Below are 18,362 nucleotides of genomic sequence, written 5' to 3'. Positions count from 1 at the left end.
GGCCGTGCCCGTACCACTGTGTCCTCGAAGGAGCCCGATGTCCGCACCGAACCTCACCCGCGAACAGGCGATCGAACGCGCCGGCGTTGTCTCGGTCGAGAATTACCGCATCGACCTGGATCTGACGGACGGGGCGGGAAAACCCGGTGAGCAGACGTTCTCCTCCCGCAGTACGGTCACCTTCACCGCAAAACCGGGTTCGCGCACCTTCATCGATATCGTCGCCCGCGGTGTCCGTTCGGCGGTCCTGAACGGCAAACCGCTCGATATCGCGAACTACGACGAGTCGACCGGGATAACCCTGCCCGACCTGGCCGAACGTAACGAGCTCATCGTGGAGGCCGACTGCGAGTACTCGCACACCGGCGAAGGCCTGCACCGATTCGTCGACCCCGCCGACGACGCCGTCTACCTGTACTCACAGTTCGAGACCGCCGACGCCAAACGGATGTTCGCCTGCTTCGACCAGCCCGACCTCAAGGCCACCTTCGATATCGAGGTCACCGCCCCCGCGGACTGGAAGGTCATCTCCAACGGCGCGGGCACCGCCGACGGCGGGCGGCACCGGTTCGCCACCACGCCGCTCATGAGCACGTATCTGGTCGCCCTGATCGCCGGTCCGTACGCGGAGTGGACCGATACCTACACCGACGATCACGGCAGCATCCCACTCGGCATCTACTGCCGCTCCTCGCTGGCCGAATACATGGACGCCGACCGGCTCTTCACCGAGACCAAACAGGGTTTCGGCTTCTACCACAAGAACTTCGGCGTGCCCTACGCCTTCGGTAAATACGATCAGCTGTTCGTTCCGGAGTTCAATGCCGGCGCCATGGAGAACGCCGGCGCGGTGACCTTCCTCGAGGACTACGTCTTCCGGTCCAAGGTCACCCGGGCGTCCTACGAACGCCGCGCGGAAACCGTGCTGCACGAGATGGCGCATATGTGGTTCGGCGATCTGGTCACCATGAAGTGGTGGGACGATCTGTGGCTGAACGAATCGTTCGCCACCTTCGCCTCCGTGCTGTGCCAGGCCGAGGCCACCGAGTACACCAGCGCCTGGACCACCTTCGCCAATGTCGAGAAATCCTGGGCGTACCGGCAGGATCAGCTGCCGTCGACCCACCCCATCGCCGCCGATATCCCGGACCTGGCCGCGGTGGAGGTCAACTTCGACGGCATCACCTACGCCAAGGGCGCGAGTGTGCTCAAACAGCTGGTGGCCTACGTCGGGCTGGAACCCTTCCTGGCCGGGTTGCGCGCCTACTTCGCCGACCACGCCTACGGCAACGCCACCTTCGACGACCTGCTGGCGGCGCTGGAGAAATCCTCCGGGCGCGATCTGTCCGGCTGGGGCGCCCAATGGCTCAAGACCACCGGCCTCAACATTCTGCGCCCCGAATTCGAGGTCGACGCCGACGGCACCTTCACCTCGTTCACCGTGATCCAGGAGGGTGCCGCGCCCGGCGCCGGTGAGCAGCGGGTGCACCGGCTGGCCATCGGCGTCTACGACGACCAGGACGGCAAACTCGTCCGCACCAAGCGGGTGGAGCTGGATCTCGAGGCTGCCGAGCGCACCGTGGTCGCCGAACTCGCCGGCGTGCCGCGCGGCAAATTCGTGCTGATCAACGATGACGACCTCACCTACTGCTCGGTGCGCTTGGACGCCGATTCGCTCGATATCCTGGTGAACCGCATCGCCGATATCGCCGAACCGCTGCCCCGCACCCTGGCCTGGTCGGCGGCCTGGGAAATGACCCGGCAGGCCGAATTCCGGGCCCGCGATTTCGTGGCCCTGGTCCAGCGCGGAATCGGCGCGGAATCCGAGATCGGGGTGGTGCAGCGGCTGCTCATGCAGGCCAATACGGCGCTGCGCAGCTACGCCGACCCGGAATGGGCCGAGACCACCGGCTGGCAGGACTACGCGAACCGGCTGCTGGAACTGGCCCGCGAAGCCGAATCCGGCTCGGATCACCAGCTGGCCTTCGTCAACGCGCTCACCGGCGCGAAGCTGTCCGCCTGGCATACCGAGGTTCTGCGGGAACTGCTCGACGGCGACCCGGCCGGGGTGGGTCTGTCCGGGCTGACCGTGGACACCGACCTGCGCTGGCGGCTGCTCACCGCGCTCGCGGCGGCCGGGGAGATCGACGCCGACGGTCCCGACACACCCACCATCGACGCCGAACTGCGCAACGACGAAACCGCGGCCGGCCGGCGGCAGGCGGCCACGGCCGCCACGGCGCGTCCGATCGCGCAGGTGAAAGACTCGGCCTGGGCCACGGTGATCGGCGACGATACCGTGCCCAACATCACGGCCCGATCCATCGTCAACGGCTTCGCCCAGCCCGGCCAGGACGCCCTGCTGCAGCCGTTCGTGCAGAAATATTTCGAGGAGATCCCCGCGGTCTGGGAACGCCGATCCAGCGAGGTCGCGCAAACCGTGGTGATCGGCCTCTACCCGGCCTGGGCGATCAGCGACGACGCGGTGGCTCGCGCCGACGCCTTCCTCGCCGCCGACCACCCGCCGGCCCTGCGGCGCCTGGTGAGCGAAGGCAAGGCAGGTATCGAACGCTCGCTGCGCGCTCGCGCCTTCGATACCCATGACGCATGAGCGAGGGCCCTACGTGGTGACGCTCCGCTGCCGCCTCCGGGCCTGACTCGCTCCTGCTCTGCCCATTGCGCAGGAGCGAGGGCCCTACGTGGTGACGCTCCGCTGCCGCCTCCGGGCCTGACTCGCTCCTGCTCTGCCCATTGCGCAGGAGCGAGGGCCCTACGTGGTGACGCTCCGCTGCCGCCTCCGGGCCTGACTCGCTCCTGCGATAACTCCTGAAACGACCGACGGCGCGCCCACCAACCGGTGGGCGCGCCGTCGGCGGCTGTGGTGAGCGTTAGCGGCCGATAGCTGCCGCCATCACCCGCACCGCCGAGATGAGCCCGTCGATCAGGTCACCCTGCCGCAGCGAACTGAGCGCGGCGGTGACGCCGAGCTGGCACACCCGGTCATTGGCGCGATCCGCCACATCTTTACCGGAGCGAACCTCGACGGCGTTGCTGTTCGGGGAGACCGCGATGAGGACCGAACGCGCCGCCTCCGGCGTGGTGGGGAACAGTGCGTCCACCGCGGCACCGGCATCGGCGCCGAGATCGCCGATATAGACGTTGAACCGCACCTTGGTCGCCCGGGTTGCCTCGGTGAGCACATTGTCCATGGCCAGCCGCTCGTTGTTGTCGAACGGCGCCTCCTTGAACACGTCACCGGCCTCGTGCACCCCGGAGACCCGGCCACTACTGGTGATCGCGTATCCGTGCGGCAGTTCGGACTCGACCACCGCCGGCCATTTAGTACTTGCCACTTGCCCGGCCTCCGATCAGCGCTTCCTTGGGAGATTCGAGGGCATCGAACGCCGCATGGGACCCATGCGGCGACTCACCGGCGTCATACGAATGACCGTGCCCGGTGACCTCGTCGGTAGCACTCCACAGCACCGGGGCCGCGGTCCACTTCTTGCTCATATCGAAGTGAACCGGCTTCTCACCGGGCAGCGGCTTACCGAGATACGACAAACCAGCGATTATGAGGTAGATCCCCAGCGGGATACCGGCGAAAACCGCCACTGTCTCGAGAATGCTCACACGTCTAAAGGTAGACGATCCTCTGTAGTAGTTCGCTCGCTGGTGCTGTGTCGGCTGTGTTCTCCGACGTGTGCCCGCGACGGGGCTCCGTACCCGCCGGTGTTACCAGGCGGCGTTCATCAGGGAGTTCGCGGCCATTTCCAGGTAGTCCAGCAGCTGGCGGCGGTGATCGTCGTCGAGGATCTCGGGTTCGATCTCGGCGACCGCGATCCGCATACAGCGCAGCCAGGCGTCCCGCTGCACGGGGCCGATCTGGAAGGGCATATGGCGCATGCGCAGCCTGGGGTGGCCGCGCTCGTCGGAGTAGGTACGGGGTCCACCCCAGTACTGCTCCAGGAACATCCGCAGCCTGCGCTCGGCCGGGCCCAGATCCTGTTCCGGATACATCGGCCGCAGAACCTCGTCCGCGGCGACCTCGCGGTAGAACACCGCGACCAGCCGGCGGAACGTCTCGTCTCCGCCGACGGCCTCGTAGAAGGAGATCGTGGCCTGTTCGCCGGAAGCCGGAATACCCGAAGTCATGAACCTCTCGTTTCGCTGGATGCGCCGTCCATTGTGCCCGCGTGGCCCCGGGTTCGCAGATTCGGCGGTCCGCCCGGGGGCCACCGAGCGCAGCACCCGCCGCTTCCGAGGCGGTTGACCTCGGGCGTCGCTTCAGAGACAGTTAACCAGCCATTGTGCAAAATAACCGTGCACCGAGGGCCTTTCCATGGTCAACTGGGTCTTGTCTCTCGGCGAGATACCACATGATCTTGAAACGCAGAATTTGGGGTCGACATGAAGCAACGGACCGGCGCCCGATCACCGGAGGCGATACGCCACCGACAACTGAAGCCCGCCGACGTCCACGCTCGTGGGTCGGGGGCTCCTCCGCTGCAATTGCTGTCCGATCACGCGGTCAACCGGCACTCCACCGATACCGCATCCGATGCTCTCCACTCTCACGGCGACCCCGCCACCAGACTCCATTCTCCCCAGTCGATCAGTTGGCTCAAACGCCGCGTCCTGCTGCTCAACGCCACTTACGAACCGCTCACCGCGCTCACTGCCCGCCGCGCGATAGTGCTGCTGGTCTGCGATAAAGCCGACGCGGTACACCACGACCCCACCGGCCCCGTGCTGCACTCCGCCGGCGCCGCGGTCACCATCCCCTCGGTCATCCGCCTCCGCACCTACGTGCGCGTCCCCTACCGCGCCCGCGTCCCCATGACCCGAGCCGCCCTCATGCAGCGCGACCGCTACCGGTGCGGCTACTGCGGCGGCAAAGCCGAAACCATCGACCATGTGATCCCCCGCAGCCGCGGCGGCGAACACAGCTGGGAAAACTGCGTGGCCAGCTGCGCACCCTGCAACCACCGCAAAGCCGACAAGCTACTCAGCGAACTCGGCTGGACACTGCGCTCTCCCCTGGTCTCACCGAAGGGCCCCCACTGGCGCCTGCTGTCCACGGTGAACGAACTCGACCCGGTCTGGTTGCAATACCTGGGCGAAGGAGCTGCGTAAGCAGCGCCCAGATTTCGACAGACCGGAACGCTGGTCCAGCGAGGCCCATGATGGTCCGCTGAGCCCGGTTCTAACGTGCCCGTGATGCCTGCCGCGGCTGGGCGGTGGATTCCGTGCGCTGCGGAGCCACCGAGCCCAACGAGATCGGCCGGCATGCCGGCACACCTCTCACTGAGGGGTCAGCGTGAGCGTCCCGGCGCGGCGGCGGACCACCGACCCGTAGCGGGCATCGAGCCGGAGCCAGGTCTTGCTGGCGCGAACCCGGACGAGTTCACCGGGCGGGATCCGGGTCGGTTCCGTGCGTTCCCCGGAGTGCGGGATGAAGTCCATGGCGGTCAGCGCGAATACCACCCGCATCGGTATCTGTACCTGCTCGCGGTCCGCGGAGACAGTGATCACCGTCTGATCGAGCAGCGATGCGGGTGGGCCGTGACTCGACCCGTGCTCTTTCGCCAGATCGGCCCCGCGCTCGGCCAGTTCCACCAGCGTGCGGGCGGGAAGATCGTCGATATGCCCGAATCCGCTGGTCGGCGGCAAGGCTCCGCGCCACGCGGAGTCGAGCGAGTAGCCGAGATCGATCGGCCCGGGAAGGGCCAGGGCGGCCAGCACCGTTTCGGCGCCGACCGTCACGTCGTCGACGCCGAGCTCGGCGCCGATGGTCCGGGTCGCGAGCGCCTCGAACCCGGTGGTGACCCAGGCGGCCACCAGCCCCTCACCGCGACGCCGCATCCGGACCACCACCGCCGGATCCAGTCGCTGCGCCCGGTTGAGGAAGGTGGCGAGATTCTCGCGCTCTGCCGGGTCCGGTACCGACAGAACCCGCTGGTCGAATGTCACGAGAGAACCGGTACCGCCTCCGGGCCTGACCCGCTCATGCCCTGCCCGTTGCGCATGAGCGGGGGCCCTGCGTGGTGACGCTCCGCTACCGCCTCCGGGCCTGACCCGCTCATGCGGCCATCCACTGGGCCAGGTAGTCGCGTTCGGCTCCGGTGAGGCGGCGCAGTCGCTGGGTTTCGATATCGAAAGCGGCCAGCTGGGTGGTGGCGGTGACCGCGGCGGGCGAGCCCGCCGCGGCACCCGCGGCGCGCACCTCGTAGGCCACGGTGAAATCGACGGCGCGCAGCTGCTCGATCCACATGGCGATATCGAGCGGCGTGTCCTCGTGGCGCAGCTGGCCCCGATATTTGACGTGCAGATCCGCCAGTACGCAGCCGTTGCGCAGCGCAACGGTCGGCCGGTCGTCGTCGAACAGCCAGGGAATCCGCGCCTCCTCCAGCAGCGTCACCATGCGGGCATGGTTGACGTGCTGGAAGACGTCCATATCGGACCAGCGCACATGGACGGCGGTATGGAAGCGACGCGCCGGGGCGGCCTCGGCCACCTCGGCACCCTCACCGTTGCGGAAAACAGCACTCGTCACCGTGGTACCTCCGATTGGGCGCCCACCCCACTCACCATGCTGCGCACCTGCCGCGCCGCAACCGACAGCGTGGCGAGATCGTGGGTTCCGGACTCGAACAGTTCCGCCAGCGCCGCGCGAGCACGGCCGAGCCGGGACTGATTCTTGGACTCCCAGTATGCAATCTTCTCGTCGGCACTCTCCTCCGGGTCGCCGCCGGAGAGCACATCCAGGGTGAGCGAACGCAATGAGCTGTACATATCGTCGCGCAGCGACAGCCTGGCCAGCGCATGCCAACGATCGCCACGTTCCAGATGACTCACCGCCTCGAGCAGCCAGTCGATCTTGAGATGCTCGTTGAGCGCGTAGTACAGCGCGCCCACCTCGTCACCGGAGCGGTCGGTGATATCGGCGATATCGACGATATCGAGCAGCGGGAACAGGTGCAGCAGCCCGAAGACCTCGGTGGCCAGGTCGAGCGGCGCTCCATGGGCGACCAGATCGGCGGCATGATCGGTGAGCGTGGTGACATGGTGACCCCGCAGCCACCCCGGCACCTTGGGCGCCAGTTCGCGGATGCCCACCTGGTAGCGGTTGATCTCCGCGCCCACGGCAATGGGCTGCGGGCGGTTGGTGAGCAGCCACCGCGATGCCCGGTCCAGGGTCCGCTTGGTTTCCAGTTCGAGCTGATCGCGTACGCCGACGGTGGTATCGGCGGCGCGGATGCGGGCCCAGATAGCGTGCAGTCCGAAGATCTCGGTGACCGCCGTGAACGCGCGCACGGTGTCGGTGGCGGTGGCCCCGATCTCCTCACCCAGGCGGAAGGTGTAGGTGAGACCGCCGTGGTCCACCACCTCGTTGGCGATCATGGTGGTGACGATCTCCCGGCGCAGCCGATGTTTCTTGATCGCCGCACCGAACCGCTCCCGTAGCGGGGTCGGGAAATAGTCGGGGAGCCGTGCGCCGAAGTACGCGCTGTCGGGCAGATCCCCGGCCAGCAGATCGGCTTTCAGCGCCAGCTTCACATGTGCCAGCAGGTTGGCGAGTTCGGGGGACGCCAGCCCGGTACCTTCCTCGAGCCGGCGTTTCAGGACGGTATCGGCAGGCAACGCCTCGAGTTGACGGTCGAGGCCGCGGCTGGTTTCCAGTTCTTCGATCAGCCGCCGGTGCACATTCAGCATGCCCGGCGCTTCGGCCCGCGAGATCCCCATCAGATAGTTCTGGGAAATATTGTCCTGCAGTACCATCTGCGCGACTTCGTCGGTCATTTCGGCGAGCAGCGGATTCCGGTCGGCGATATCCAATTCCCCCGCCGACACCACACCGTCGAGCAGGACCTTGATATTCACCTCGTGATCGGAGCAATCCACCCCGGCGGAATTGTCCAGCGCGTCGGTGTTCATCTTTCCACCGTTACGGCAGAACTCGATTCGGCCCAGCGCGGTGGCGCCGAGGTTACCGCCCTCGCCGATCACCTTGACCCGCAGTTGGTTCGCGTCGACTCGCACAGCGTCGTTCGATTTGTCACCGGCATCGGCATTGGTCTCGGTGCTCGCCTTGATATACGTGCCGATCCCGCCGTTCCACAGCAATTGCACCGGCGCTTGAAGGATGGCGCGAATCAATTCCGGTGGCGACAGCGAGACCACATCGCCGGCGAGTCCGAGCGCCGCCCGGACCTGTGGACTGATGGGTACCGACTTCACCGTACGGTCGTACACACCGCCGCCCGCGCTGATCGACGACCGATCGTAATCGGCCCAGCTCGACCGTGGCAGCGCGAACATGCGGCGCCGCTCGGCATACGACGACTCCGGATCCGGATCCGGGTCGAGAAAAATATGACGGTGATCGAATGCCGCCACCAGCCGAATATGCTCCGACAACAGCATCCCGTTGCCGAACACATCCCCACTCATATCCCCCACACCGACCACGGTGAAATCTTGTGCTTGGGTATCCACGCCCATCTCGGCGAAATGCCGCCGCACACTCTCCCACGCCCCTCGCGCGGTGATCCCCATCGCCTTGTGGTCGTATCCCGCCGAACCACCTGATGCGAACGCGTCCCCCAGCCAGAATCCGTACCGCCCGGCCACATCGTTGGCGATATCGGAAAACGTCGCCGTTCCCTTGTCTGCCGCCACCACCAGATACGTATCGTCACCGTCCCGCCGCACCACCCGATCCGGTGGCAACACCTGCCCCTCGGCCAGGTCGACGTTATCGGTGATATCCAGCAGGCCGGAGATGAAGGTGCGATAGCACTCGATACCTTCCGCCATCCGGGCCTGCCGGTCGACCGCGGCGTCGCCGGTGGCCGCGGGCGGGCGTTTCACCACGAAACCGCCCTTCGCACCCACCGGCACGATCACCGCGTTCTTCACCGCCTGCGCCTTGACCAATCCCAGGATCTCGGTCCGGAAATCCTCCAGCCGATCCGACCAGCGCAAACCTCCCCGCGCCACCGGACCGAACCGCAGATGGACACCCTCCACACGCGGCGAGTACACGAAGATCTCGTATTTCGGCCGCGGCTGGGGAAGTTCGGCGATCTCCTGCGGCTCGACCTTCACCGAGATGAATTCCCGGGCGGCGCCGTCGGCGTCGGTGACGTAGTAATTGGTGCGCAGGGTGGCCAGGATCAATCCCAGCATGGCCCGCAGGATGCGATCCGCATCCAGGCTGACCACCTGGTCGATCCGCTCGCGCACCCGCTGTTCGAGTTCCGTGGCGTGGTCGGCCGAACAGCTGTCCGGGTCGAACCGGGCGGCGAACAATCGCGCGAACAATCGCGCCGTATCCGGATACGTGTGCAGTACCCGGGCGATATTGACCTGGCTGTACGGGAACCCCGCCTGCTGCAGGTATTTCGCGTAGGTGCGCAATACGGCGACCTCACGCCAGGTCAGCCCGGCCCGCAGCACGAGTTCGTTGAGCCCGTCTGCCTCGGCCCGGCCGTACCAGATGGCATCGAATGCCTCGGTGAAACGGTCGCGGACGCCGGCGGCCGGTGCTGTCGACATCCGCCCCGGCCGCCCCTGCGACACCTCGAGCAATTCGGTGTCGAGATCCTGGTCCAGTGCGGCGCGCAGCAGTTCCGTGCTCGCCAGCAGCCCGAAATCGTAAATCCACCGTTCCGCCGCGGTGCCGGCCCCGTCGGCCTCGCGCCGGATCCGATACGGTCGCTCGTCGAGCACCTCGACACCGAGGCTCTGCAGCACCGGGAGGACCTGGCTCAGCGAGATTCCGGCACCGCCGATATAGAGGGTGAAGCGCCAGGAACCCGCGGGCGCATCGGTGACCCGGTACAGATGCTGGTCGATGCTGCCCGTTCGCAGCCGCTCCAAGCGAGCGATATCGGCCAGCGCGCGCGGCGCGGTGAAATCCTGTTTGTACCCGTCGGGGAACGCTTCGCAGTAACGGCGGACCGTCTGCGGGTCGAGCACTGTGGACGCGCTCACCTCATCGTTCAGGTGGTCGTCCCAGGTGCGACTCGCTTCGCCGAGCAGATTCTGGATGCGCAGCCGCTCGGCCTCGGAGATCTCCTCGGCCGTCGAGACCCGCACCGGTTCGGTGGTATCGGCGCCCGGCAGCCGGATCGTGAAATACACACTGGCGAGTTCGCTTTCACTCACCCGCGCCGAGTAATCGATCGAAGCGCCGCCGAGTTCGCGGACCAGGATGTCCTGCATCTCCAGCCGGACCGCGGTGGTGTAGCGATCCCGCGGCAGATACACCATCGCCGCCACGAAGCGGCCGTAGGGATCGACGCGCAGGAACAACCGGACCTGCCGGCGCAGCCCCACATTGAGTACCGCGGCGGCGATGCGCCGCAGCGTTGCCGCATCGCAAGCGAACAGTTCGGTGCGCGGGAAACCCTGCATCACCTCGAGCATCGCCTGACCCGAGAACGAATCGAGGTCGAAACCGCTGCCCTTGATGGCCGACCGGACCCGCTCACCCACCACCGGAATATCGAGCACGTTCTCGTGGAGCGCGGTCACCGTGAAAACGCCGATGAACAGATGCTCGCCGCGGACATCGCCCGCGCTGCCGAGATCGGCCACCCCGATGAAGAACGGATAGACCGCCCGCTGCATGGTCACCGGGACCAGCCCCTGGGTCATCCGCAGCAGTCGCGGCGCACCGGTCCCGATGGGCACCTGGAACCCGCTCCCCGCGCCCGGGTGCAGCACTCCCAAGGCGGAATCCGGGATCATCGCGGGTAACGATTCGCCGGGTTCGTTCCGGTACCGGGCGTAGCCGAGCACGGTGAAATTCCCCGCGGCCATCCAGCGCAACAGCCGCGCGCAGTCGGACGGCGCGATATCGGCCTCTCCGGTGCCCACGGTGTCACCGGTGCGTTCGAGACCCGTGGCCAGCTCGTGGAGCAGGGAATGGATCGCGTCGGTATCGCTGCTCACCTGCCGTACGTCGCTGATCACACCCGGTACGGCGGCCGCGATCTCGTCGAGTAGCTCGGCACTGGTGGCGGGGTGCAGTTGCAGATGGATCCAGGATTCCCGGCCGGACGACGGACCGTTGCCGTTACGACCCCGATCGGCCTCGTGCGGGCGGGCCGCGACGAGCCGGCCGTCGGCATCCCGTTCCACCGTGACGATCGGGTGGATGACCTCGCTGACCGTCCCGCCCATCCGGGCGAGCAGGGCCGTGACCGAATCGACGAGCATCGGCATATCGTCGGTCACGATCTGCACCGCCGCCCCCAGTCCGGTGCCGTCGTCCGGGTGATGGACCCGCACCGATCCCCGACCCGGTTGCCGGGTCAGGGCCAGCGCCAGATGCGCCCGGAAGGTGAGGGCGACGGAAGTGATCTCGCAATCCGCCTCGTCGGTCCCCACATGCCGGAAATATCCCTCCTCCAGGGCGGGGAGGCCGGCTCGTAGGGTGTCCGGCAGTTCGGCACCCCATGCCTCGCTGGACAATTCGGACGAGACCGTCATTTCCCACTCCCTCGATGCGGTTCTTGCGGACATACCGACGCCGTCCCGAGGGTAGTCCCGCGACCGGGTAGCGGGGAAAAATCCGCGGCGTTACCCGCGGGTCAGTTTGCGATGGGTCACTCGATGCGGCCGTGCGGCTTCCTGTCCGAGACGCTCGATCTTGTTGGCCTCGTACGCTTCGAAGTTGCCCTCGAACCAGAACCACTTGGCCTCGTTGTCGTCGTCACCTTCCCAGGCGAGGATATGGGTGCAGGTCCGGTCCAGGAACCACCTGTCGTGGGAAATCACCACGGCGCAACCGGGGAAATGTTCGAGCGCGTTCTCCAGCGAACCGAGCGTCTCCACATCCAGGTCATTGGTGGGCTCGTCGAGCAGGATCAGGTTGCCGCCCTGTTTCAGGGTGAGCGCGAGGTTCAGGCGGTTGCGCTCACCGCCGGAGAGCACACCGGCCGGCTTCTGCTGGTCCGGCCCCTTGAACCCGAAAGCGCTCACGTAGGCCCGCGACGGCATCTCCTGCTGGCCGACCTCGATGTAGTCGAGCCCGTCCGAAACCACCTGCCACACCGTCTTTTTCGGATCGATACCGGCTCGGGTCTGATCGACATAGCTCAGCTGAACCGTGTCACCGACCTTCACCGTGCCACTGTCCGGTTCCTCCAGCCCGACGATGGTCTTGAACAGGGTGGTCTTACCGACACCGTTCGGGCCGATGACACCGACGATTCCGTTGCGCGGCAGCGTGAACGACAGATCTTTGATCAGCTGACGATCGCCGAAGCCCTTGTCCAGGTGCTCCACCTCGACCACCACACTGCCCAGCCGTGGGCCGGCCGGGATCTGGATCTCCTCGAAGTCCAGCTTCCGCATCTTCTCCGCCTCGGCGGCCATTTCCTCGTACCGGCCCAGACGCGCCTTGTTCTTGGCCTGGCGGGCCTTCGCCCCGGAACGCACCCAGGCGAGTTCGTCCTTCAGCCGCTTCTGCAGCTTCTGGTCCTTCTTGCCCTGCACTGCGAGGCGCTCGGCCTTCTTCTCCAGATAGGTCGAGTAGTTGCCCTCGTAGCCGATGGCGCGGCCCCGGTCCAGCTCGAGAATCCAGCCGGCGACATTGTCCAGGAAGTACCGGTCGTGGGTGACCGCCAGAACGGCGCCCGCGTACTGCGCCAGGAACTGCTCGAGCCACAGCACGCTCTCGGCGTCGAGATGGTTGGTCGGCTCGTCGAGCAGCAACAGATCGGGTTTGCTCAGCAGCAATTTGCACAGCGCCACGCGGCGGCGCTCACCGCCCGACAGGTTGGTGACCGGTTCGTCCGGCGGCGGGCAGCGCAGGGCGTCCATCGCCTGTTCCAGCTGCGAGTCCAGATCCCAGGCATCGGCGTGGTCGAGATCCTCCTGCAGTTTGCCCATTTCGTCCATGAGCTCATCGGAGTAGTCGGTGGCCATGAGCTCGGCGATCTCGTTGAACCGGTCGAGTTTGACCTTGATCTCGCCAAGGCCCTCCTCCACGTTGCCGCGGACCGTCTTCTCCTCGTTCAGCGGCGGCTCCTGCTGCAGGATGCCCACGCTGGCGCCCGGCGCCAGAAAGGCTTCGCCGTTGTTCGGCTGGTCGAGTCCGGCCATGATTTTCAGCACGCTGGATTTACCGGCGCCGTTCGGGCCGACAACGCCGATCTTGGCGCCGGGAAGAAAGTTCAAGGTGACATCGTCGAGCACGACCTTGTCGCCGTGCGCCTTCCGAACCTTCTTCATTTGGTAGATGAACTCAGCCATAGCGGTAACCCTATCCGTCGAACGTCGGTGCAGTTTCACACGTCGGCGTTCACCGGCCGGTCGCCGGCCGCCGACGTCTCCCTCATCGGATCGTCTTGTTCCCCCGCCACCCCGGCCCCGGTCGACCCAGCGTCCGGATCGGCCGCATTATTCCCGGTAACCGTCGCATACTCGGATCTCCGGCGCACCACCTGGGCGGTGCAGCGGGTGAGGTCGGGCCCCACCGTCTGGGCCCTCATCTCCAGATCCCGGCGCTCGATACCGTCGCGGGAGCGGTATTCGTTCGACCGGAGTTGCCCCTGCACGATGACCGGATCGCCGCGGCGGATGGAGGCATCGACACCGGCCACCAACCGCCGCCAGCAGCTCACTGTCAGGAACAACACCCCATTGTCCACCCACTCGCCCGAATCCCGATCGAGCCGGCGCGCGGTGCTCGCCAACCGGAAACTGAGCATCTGCTCTCCGCTCGGGAGGTCGCGCTTGACCGGCTCGGTCACCACGGTACCGACCACCGTCGCCAGAGTTTCGTACATGAGTCCACCCCTTCGTCGCGCCCGGTACTGCCGGGCCACCCCGTGCCCGATTCCCGGGAACATGTCCATGGTGACCCGCACCGCACACCCGCGGCGGACGGAATTCGGATCTGTGGACAACTTCCACTTCCGACCGAGCCTGTGGACAAACACCCGCCCCTGGGGACCGCCTTGCGGGCCGCCGTCACCCAGCCACGGCGCGGCAGCCCACCCCGCGGAGCGCCGACCCGGTCAGAGAACCGGAAGTTCGGTATTCGCCCCGCACAGCACGACCACCGGCCGCTCCCCGTCCGGCGGGACGTAGGCGCCGCTGAGAATCGCGGCCAGGGCCACCGCACCCGACAGTTCGACCACGATCCGGAACTCACGCCACAGATGGTCGCGGGCCTCGGTGATGGCATCGTCGGTGACCAGTACCGACCGCACGCCGTAGCGCCGGGCCACATCGAAGGAGATCTCACCCAGCCGCGACGCGCCCAGGGCGTCGGCGGTGATACTGGAGATCTCGACATCCACCGGTTTGCCCGCGGCCAGGGCCGAATGCATCGTCGGAATGCCCTCGGGCTCCACCCCGACGACCTGCCGGCGCCGGCCGGCCGCCGCCGCGATCCCGCCGATCAGGCCCCCACCGCCGACCGCGACCAGAATGGGCGGGCGGCCGCGCACCTGCTCCTCGATTTCGAGGCCGATTACTCCAGCCCCGGCCACCACGGCGGGAAGGTCGTAGGCGTGCAGCTGGAGTGCCCCGCGTTCCGCGGCGATCTCGCGCGCGTGCTCGTATGCCTCGGCGTAGGTGGTCCCGTGCCAGCGCACCTCGGCGCCGTGCGACCACATGGCCGCGACCTTGGTGTGCGGTGCCGATTCCGGTACCACCACCGTGCAGGACTTGCCTATCCCGGCCGCCGCCAGCGCCGCCGCGATCCCCGCGTTCCCGCCGGAGGCGATGACAACATGCTCGGGACATACCCGCTCGGACAACAGCGCGTTGTAGCTACCGCGCACCTTGAACGTGCCGCCGTGCTGCAGGTATTCCAGCTTCAACGTGACCGGCACCGGCCCGGACGGCCCGGGGACCACGGTGTGGAACACCGGGGTCTTGCGAATATGCCGGCCCAGCCGGCGACGGGCCGCCCGCACATCGGATCGGTAGATGCGACGCAAGGGTTGCACGGGTGTCAGCGGGGTCTTCTGTTCGGTCATCTACCTACTGCCCGATCTCGCTTGGCCAATTCGGCGAACATGGCATTGTGCGCGGCCAGTTCCGCGTCGTCGTCGAGTTCCGCGGCGCGGTCGGTGCGGCGGGCCAGCCGGTTATCGCTGCGCGACCACTGGATCAGCAGCGCCAGCATCACCACCACCAGCGGTACCTCGCCACTGGCCCACGCCAGGCTGCCACCGGTGCGCTGGTCGCCCAGCAGATCGGTATGCCAGTCCAGGCCGAGACTGCGATAGAACCAGCCGCCCAGCACCGTGCTCATCCCCATCAGCACCACACCGAAGAACGCGTGGAAGGGAAGTGAACCGAACACCATCCCGAGTTTGGTGAGCGGCTCCACCCGCCGCGGCTTGGGATCGATACCGATCACCACCCAGTAGAAGAGGTAGCCGCTGACCAGGAAATGCAGGTTCATCAGCAGATGAGCCGCATGAGAATCGACGAAGGTATCGAAGATCCCGCCCAGGTACAGGGCGTAGAAGCCGGCCACGAACACCACCGACGCCACGATGGGGTGGGTGAGCAGGCGCGAGACGGGGTTGTGCACGGCCGCGAGAACCCATTCCCGCGGCCCCGGCGCGCCGGTCCGGCCGGCCGGTGGGAGAGCGCGCAGCGCCAGGGTCACCACGCCACCGAGCGCCAGCAGGATCGGGGTCAGCATGGACAGCGCCATATGCGCCCCCATATGCACGCTGAACATCGCCGGTGCGTAGCGGCCGACGCCCGACGACGTCGTGAACAGCAGGACGGCGCAGCCCAGCAGCCAGGCGACGGTCCGGCCCACCGGCCAGGCGTCACCGCGGGCCCGCAATCGGCGCACCCCCAGCAGGTACAGCACCGCGAGCACGATGGCGAGCGTGCCGAAGATCAGGTCGAACCGCCAGTCGAACAGCAGCCGGGCAACGGTCGGCGGCCCGTCCAGCTGATATCCGAGCTCCACCTCGATGGGGGTGGGCACGCTGGTGGGTGGCGGTGGTGGCGTCCGGCCCAGCCCCGCCGCCAGGCCCATCGTCGCGGCGAAGACGAGCATCTCCACGCCGGCGAACCGGATCAGTGCCCGGCGGTCGCCCGGTTCGGCAGCCAGCGCCGGGAGCGCCGCGCGGCGCTGATACCAGCCGATCACCCCGAGCACCACCAGGGCAGCGACCTTGGCGAGAACCAGGCGGCCGTAGGTACTGGTGAACAGGTCGTCCCAGGGCACCCGGACCCAGGAGTTCACCACGCCGCTCACCGCGAGCACCACGAAGGAAACCGCCGCCACCGGCGAGAACCTGCGGGCCGCCAGGCCCGTATCCGTCCCGTCGCGTAGCGCGTGCACGAGCAAGGCGACCAGGCCGCCGACCCAGACCGCCGCGGCGATCAGGTGCAGGATCAGGCTGTTGGTGGCCACATCGTGCGCTCCGCCCGAGGAGGAATGCCCGGTCAACGCCAGCGGCATCATCACCGCGATCGATCCGGCGAACAGGACCGGTGTCCACCCCCAGCGCAACGCGAGCCGGCACGCGATCGCGAGCAGCAGTGCGCCGATGGCGGTGACCCGCCATGTGCCGGCCAACTCGATCTCGTCGACCACACCCCACAGGTCCTGCGGTGCGAGTATTTGTGAGACCGGTCGGCCGGTGCTGTCGGACACCGTCAGCGGTACCAGCAGCGCGGCGCAGACCGCCCAGGCCAGCGCGAGGCCCGAGGCGCGCCGCACGGCGCGGTAGCCACCGGCATCGAGGAGGCCACTGCGCTGCGGCGGAACGAGGAAGGCCGCAAACAGCAGGGCGCCCACTGTCAGCGCCGCGAACAGATCGGCCAGGGCCCGGACCGCCGGCAGGCCGTAGGTGGTGACAGGGCCCGGATCGGGGATGCCCAGCAGGCTCAGTGCCTCGGCCGCCGACGCACTCACCACGACGATCGCGACCAGCCCCGCGAGCGCTCCGGCGACCACCGTCAGCGCGACGGTGGCGACCGCCGAAGCACCCGGCCGACCGACCTCGGTGGCGGGTTCGGCGGCAGGGGCCTGGACTGACGACATAGGTTCGAGAGTAGTTCGGCGAGCCCCAACAGGCCCGGCCGGGCCGTTTCCGGGCAGCCCAAATCAGACGATCGAATGATCGCTACACTTTTCAGCTGGACACCGCGACCGTTGTCCGCCATGGTGGATGCACTGCCTCCGTAGCTCAGTTGGATAGAGCAAGGGCCTTCTAATCCCTAGGTCGCAGGTTCGATTCCTGCCGGGGGCGCTCCACCCACCCGACTGAGCTGTTCGGGCCAGTCGGAGTGGGTGTACCCATCTCCCCCGGCCCCAAACGCCCCCGATCTACAGCAATTTCAGGTTCCGGGGACCTCTCCCTCGGCGTTCGTCTCGAAGCCCGGATATCGGCAACCGGCCCGTGCGAAGCCCATCCCCGGGACCCTCGATGCCGCAGCGTCCGCTGAGGTTCACTCGAGGCAGGCGCCGCTGGTCGAAGCGCATCCGACCGCAGCGAAGACGGGGTTCGCTTAGGGTGTCCGGATGGGTTTGCCTTCGCCTACCGCCGACAGCCGCGCCGTCGTGACCGGGGCATCGTCCGGAATCGGAGCCGCACTGGCGGCCGAACTCGCGAGCCGCGGCTATTCGCTCATCCTGGTCGCCCGCCGCGGTGAACTGCTCGACGAACTCGCCGATCGCCTCACGCGCGCCCACGGCATCACCGCGGAGGTCCGCGCCGTGGACCTGGCCGATCGGGATAAGCGCGCGCCCCTCACCGAGGAACTGGCCGGCCGCGATATCTCGATTCTGTGCAACAACGCCGGCATCGCGACATTCGGCCCGATCACCGGCCTGGATCCCGCCTACGAGCGGGCCCAGCTCGAACTGAACGCGGTCGCGGTACAGGACCTGACCCTGGCCGTGCTCCCCGCGATGCTGGCCCGCCGCGCGGGCGGCATTCTGGTCAGCGGTTCGGCGGCGGGCAATATGCCGATCCCGAACAACGCCACCTACGCGGCCAGCAAGGCCTTCGCGAACACCTTCACCGAATCCCTGCGCGGGGAGCTGACGGAGACCGGTGTGCACGTCACGCTCTTGGCCCCGGGACCCGTCCGCACCGAGACGCCGGATCCCGCCGAGGCATCCCTGGTAGACCGGATGGTCCCGGATTTCCTGTGGGTTTCCTCCGAATACACCGCACGAATTTCGATCGACGGGCTCGCCCGCAACAAAAGGCGGGTAGTTCCGGGTCTGATCGGCAAAGGGATGAGCGCCGCCGGCAACTACGGCCCGCGGGCGGTCACGGCTCCTGTCGCGGGCGCCTTCTACAAGAAGCTCGGTGGCTGACCGGCCATCGGCCGCGGCGTTTCCCAGATCGTGA

The 18,362-nt window shown here is 67.2% G+C and carries 13 protein-coding genes and 1 tRNA gene; 4 read left to right on the top strand and 10 right to left on the bottom strand.

Going from position 1 to position 18,362, the window contains the following annotated elements:
• Positions 1-37: 37 nt before the first annotated feature.
• Positions 38-2,611, top strand: coding sequence for an aminopeptidase N (gene pepN / locus ACIA75_RS08405; RefSeq protein WP_397101457.1), 2,574 nt, complete (start codon positions 38-40; stop codon positions 2,609-2,611).
• 277 nt (positions 2,612-2,888) lie between these two features.
• Here the strand turns inward: pepN and ACIA75_RS08400 are convergent, their stop codons facing one another.
• The 3 genes from ACIA75_RS08400 to ACIA75_RS08390 all read right to left on the bottom strand — a co-directional run bounded on the left by ACIA75_RS08400 (position 2,889) and on the right by ACIA75_RS08390 (position 4,155).
• Positions 2,889-3,353 (bottom strand): DUF5130 domain-containing protein, encoded by a 465-nt coding sequence (locus ACIA75_RS08400; protein ID WP_397101455.1) that lies wholly within the window; start codon positions 3,351-3,353, stop codon positions 2,889-2,891.
• Complete coding sequence (locus ACIA75_RS08395; RefSeq protein WP_397101453.1) at positions 3,340-3,633, bottom strand: hypothetical protein; 294 nt, start codon at positions 3,631-3,633, stop codon at positions 3,340-3,342. The genes ACIA75_RS08400 and ACIA75_RS08395 overlap by 14 nt, the downstream gene beginning before the upstream one ends.
• Before the next feature lie 102 nt (positions 3,634-3,735).
• Complete coding sequence (locus ACIA75_RS08390; RefSeq protein ID WP_397101451.1) at positions 3,736-4,155, bottom strand: globin; 420 nt, start codon at positions 4,153-4,155, stop codon at positions 3,736-3,738.
• 255 nt (positions 4,156-4,410) lie between these two features.
• Here ACIA75_RS08390 and ACIA75_RS08385 point away from each other — a divergent pair, with 255 nt between their 5' ends.
• The gene (locus tag ACIA75_RS08385; RefSeq protein WP_397101449.1) at positions 4,411-5,136 is read left to right on the top strand and encodes an HNH endonuclease; all 726 of its coding nucleotides are present in this window, start codon (positions 4,411-4,413) and stop codon (positions 5,134-5,136) included.
• Between the two features lie 168 nt (positions 5,137-5,304).
• On the opposite strand, the gene ACIA75_RS08380 is transcribed toward ACIA75_RS08385, so the two are convergent.
• The 7 genes from ACIA75_RS08380 to ACIA75_RS08350 all read right to left on the bottom strand — a co-directional run bounded on the left by ACIA75_RS08380 (position 5,305) and on the right by ACIA75_RS08350 (position 17,044).
• A complete protein-coding gene (locus ACIA75_RS08380) occupies positions 5,305-5,973 on the bottom strand; it encodes a hypothetical protein (RefSeq protein WP_397101448.1) in 669 nt (222 codons plus the stop codon).
• A 109-nt stretch (positions 5,974-6,082) separates the two neighbouring features.
• The gene (locus tag ACIA75_RS08375) at positions 6,083-6,517 is read right to left on the bottom strand and encodes an acyl-CoA thioesterase (protein WP_397103413.1); all 435 of its coding nucleotides are present in this window, start codon (positions 6,515-6,517) and stop codon (positions 6,083-6,085) included.
• Positions 6,518-6,552: 35 nt separating this feature from the next.
• Positions 6,553-11,502, bottom strand: coding sequence for an NAD-glutamate dehydrogenase (locus ACIA75_RS08370; RefSeq protein WP_397101446.1), 4,950 nt, complete (start codon positions 11,500-11,502; stop codon positions 6,553-6,555).
• 90 nt (positions 11,503-11,592) lie between these two features.
• Positions 11,593-13,269: an energy-dependent translational throttle protein EttA gene (gene ettA / locus ACIA75_RS08365; protein WP_397101444.1), complete on the bottom strand. Its 1,677-nt coding sequence runs from the start codon at positions 13,267-13,269 to the stop codon at positions 11,593-11,595.
• Between the two features lie 35 nt (positions 13,270-13,304).
• The gene (locus ACIA75_RS08360) at positions 13,305-13,805 is read right to left on the bottom strand and encodes a single-stranded DNA-binding protein (RefSeq protein ID WP_397101442.1); all 501 of its coding nucleotides are present in this window, start codon (positions 13,803-13,805) and stop codon (positions 13,305-13,307) included.
• Between the two features lie 231 nt (positions 13,806-14,036).
• Positions 14,037-15,005 (bottom strand): threonine/serine dehydratase, encoded by a 969-nt coding sequence (locus tag ACIA75_RS08355; protein WP_397101440.1) that lies wholly within the window; start codon positions 15,003-15,005, stop codon positions 14,037-14,039.
• Positions 15,002-17,044 carry a cytochrome c oxidase assembly protein gene (locus tag ACIA75_RS08350; RefSeq protein ID WP_397101438.1) on the bottom strand — a complete coding sequence of 681 codons (2,043 nt, stop codon included), beginning with the start codon at positions 17,042-17,044 and terminating at the stop codon, positions 15,002-15,004. Before ACIA75_RS08350 ends, ACIA75_RS08355 begins: the two co-directional genes overlap by 4 nt.
• A 134-nt stretch (positions 17,045-17,178) precedes the next feature.
• Between ACIA75_RS08350 and ACIA75_RS08345 the strand changes: the two genes are divergently transcribed.
• Positions 17,179-17,252, top strand: a tRNA-Arg gene (locus tag ACIA75_RS08345).
• A 272-nt stretch (positions 17,253-17,524) separates the two neighbouring features.
• The gene (gene cmrA, locus ACIA75_RS08340; RefSeq protein WP_397101436.1) at positions 17,525-18,328 is read left to right on the top strand and encodes a mycolate reductase; all 804 of its coding nucleotides are present in this window, start codon (positions 17,525-17,527) and stop codon (positions 18,326-18,328) included.
• The last annotated feature ends 34 nt before the right edge of the window (positions 18,329-18,362 follow it).

The sequence above is a fragment of the Nocardia sp. NPDC051750 genome, from assembly GCF_044453135.1.
GTDB lineage: Bacteria > Actinomycetota > Actinomycetes > Mycobacteriales > Mycobacteriaceae > Nocardia.
Note: the sequence above shows the minus strand (reverse complement) of the source record. Positions and strands in the feature narration are given on the sequence as shown.

What these genes read in the sequence shown, in the direction of transcription:
- pepN (WP_397101457.1), top strand. Translation starts at nt 38, where the DNA reads ATGTCCGCACCGAACCTCACCCGCGAACAGGCGATCGAACGCGCCGGC.
- ACIA75_RS08390 (WP_397101451.1), bottom strand. Translation starts at nt 4,155, where the DNA reads ATGACTTCGGGTATTCCGGCTTCCGGCGAACAGGCCACGATCTCCTTC.
- ACIA75_RS08385 (WP_397101449.1), top strand. Translation starts at nt 4,411, where the DNA reads ATGAAGCAACGGACCGGCGCCCGATCACCGGAGGCGATACGCCACCGA.
- ACIA75_RS08370 (WP_397101446.1), bottom strand. Translation starts at nt 11,502, where the DNA reads ATGACGGTCTCGTCCGAATTGTCCAGCGAGGCATGGGGTGCCGAACTG.
- ettA (WP_397101444.1), bottom strand. Translation starts at nt 13,269, where the DNA reads ATGGCTGAGTTCATCTACCAAATGAAGAAGGTTCGGAAGGCGCACGGC.
- ACIA75_RS08360 (WP_397101442.1), bottom strand. Translation starts at nt 13,805, where the DNA reads ATGTACGAAACTCTGGCGACGGTGGTCGGTACCGTGGTGACCGAGCCG.
- ACIA75_RS08355 (WP_397101440.1), bottom strand. Translation starts at nt 15,005, where the DNA reads ATGACCGAACAGAAGACCCCGCTGACACCCGTGCAACCCTTGCGTCGC.
- ACIA75_RS08350 (WP_397101438.1), bottom strand. Translation starts at nt 17,044, where the DNA reads ATGTCGTCAGTCCAGGCCCCTGCCGCCGAACCCGCCACCGAGGTCGGT.
- cmrA (WP_397101436.1), top strand. Translation starts at nt 17,525, where the DNA reads ATGGGTTTGCCTTCGCCTACCGCCGACAGCCGCGCCGTCGTGACCGGG.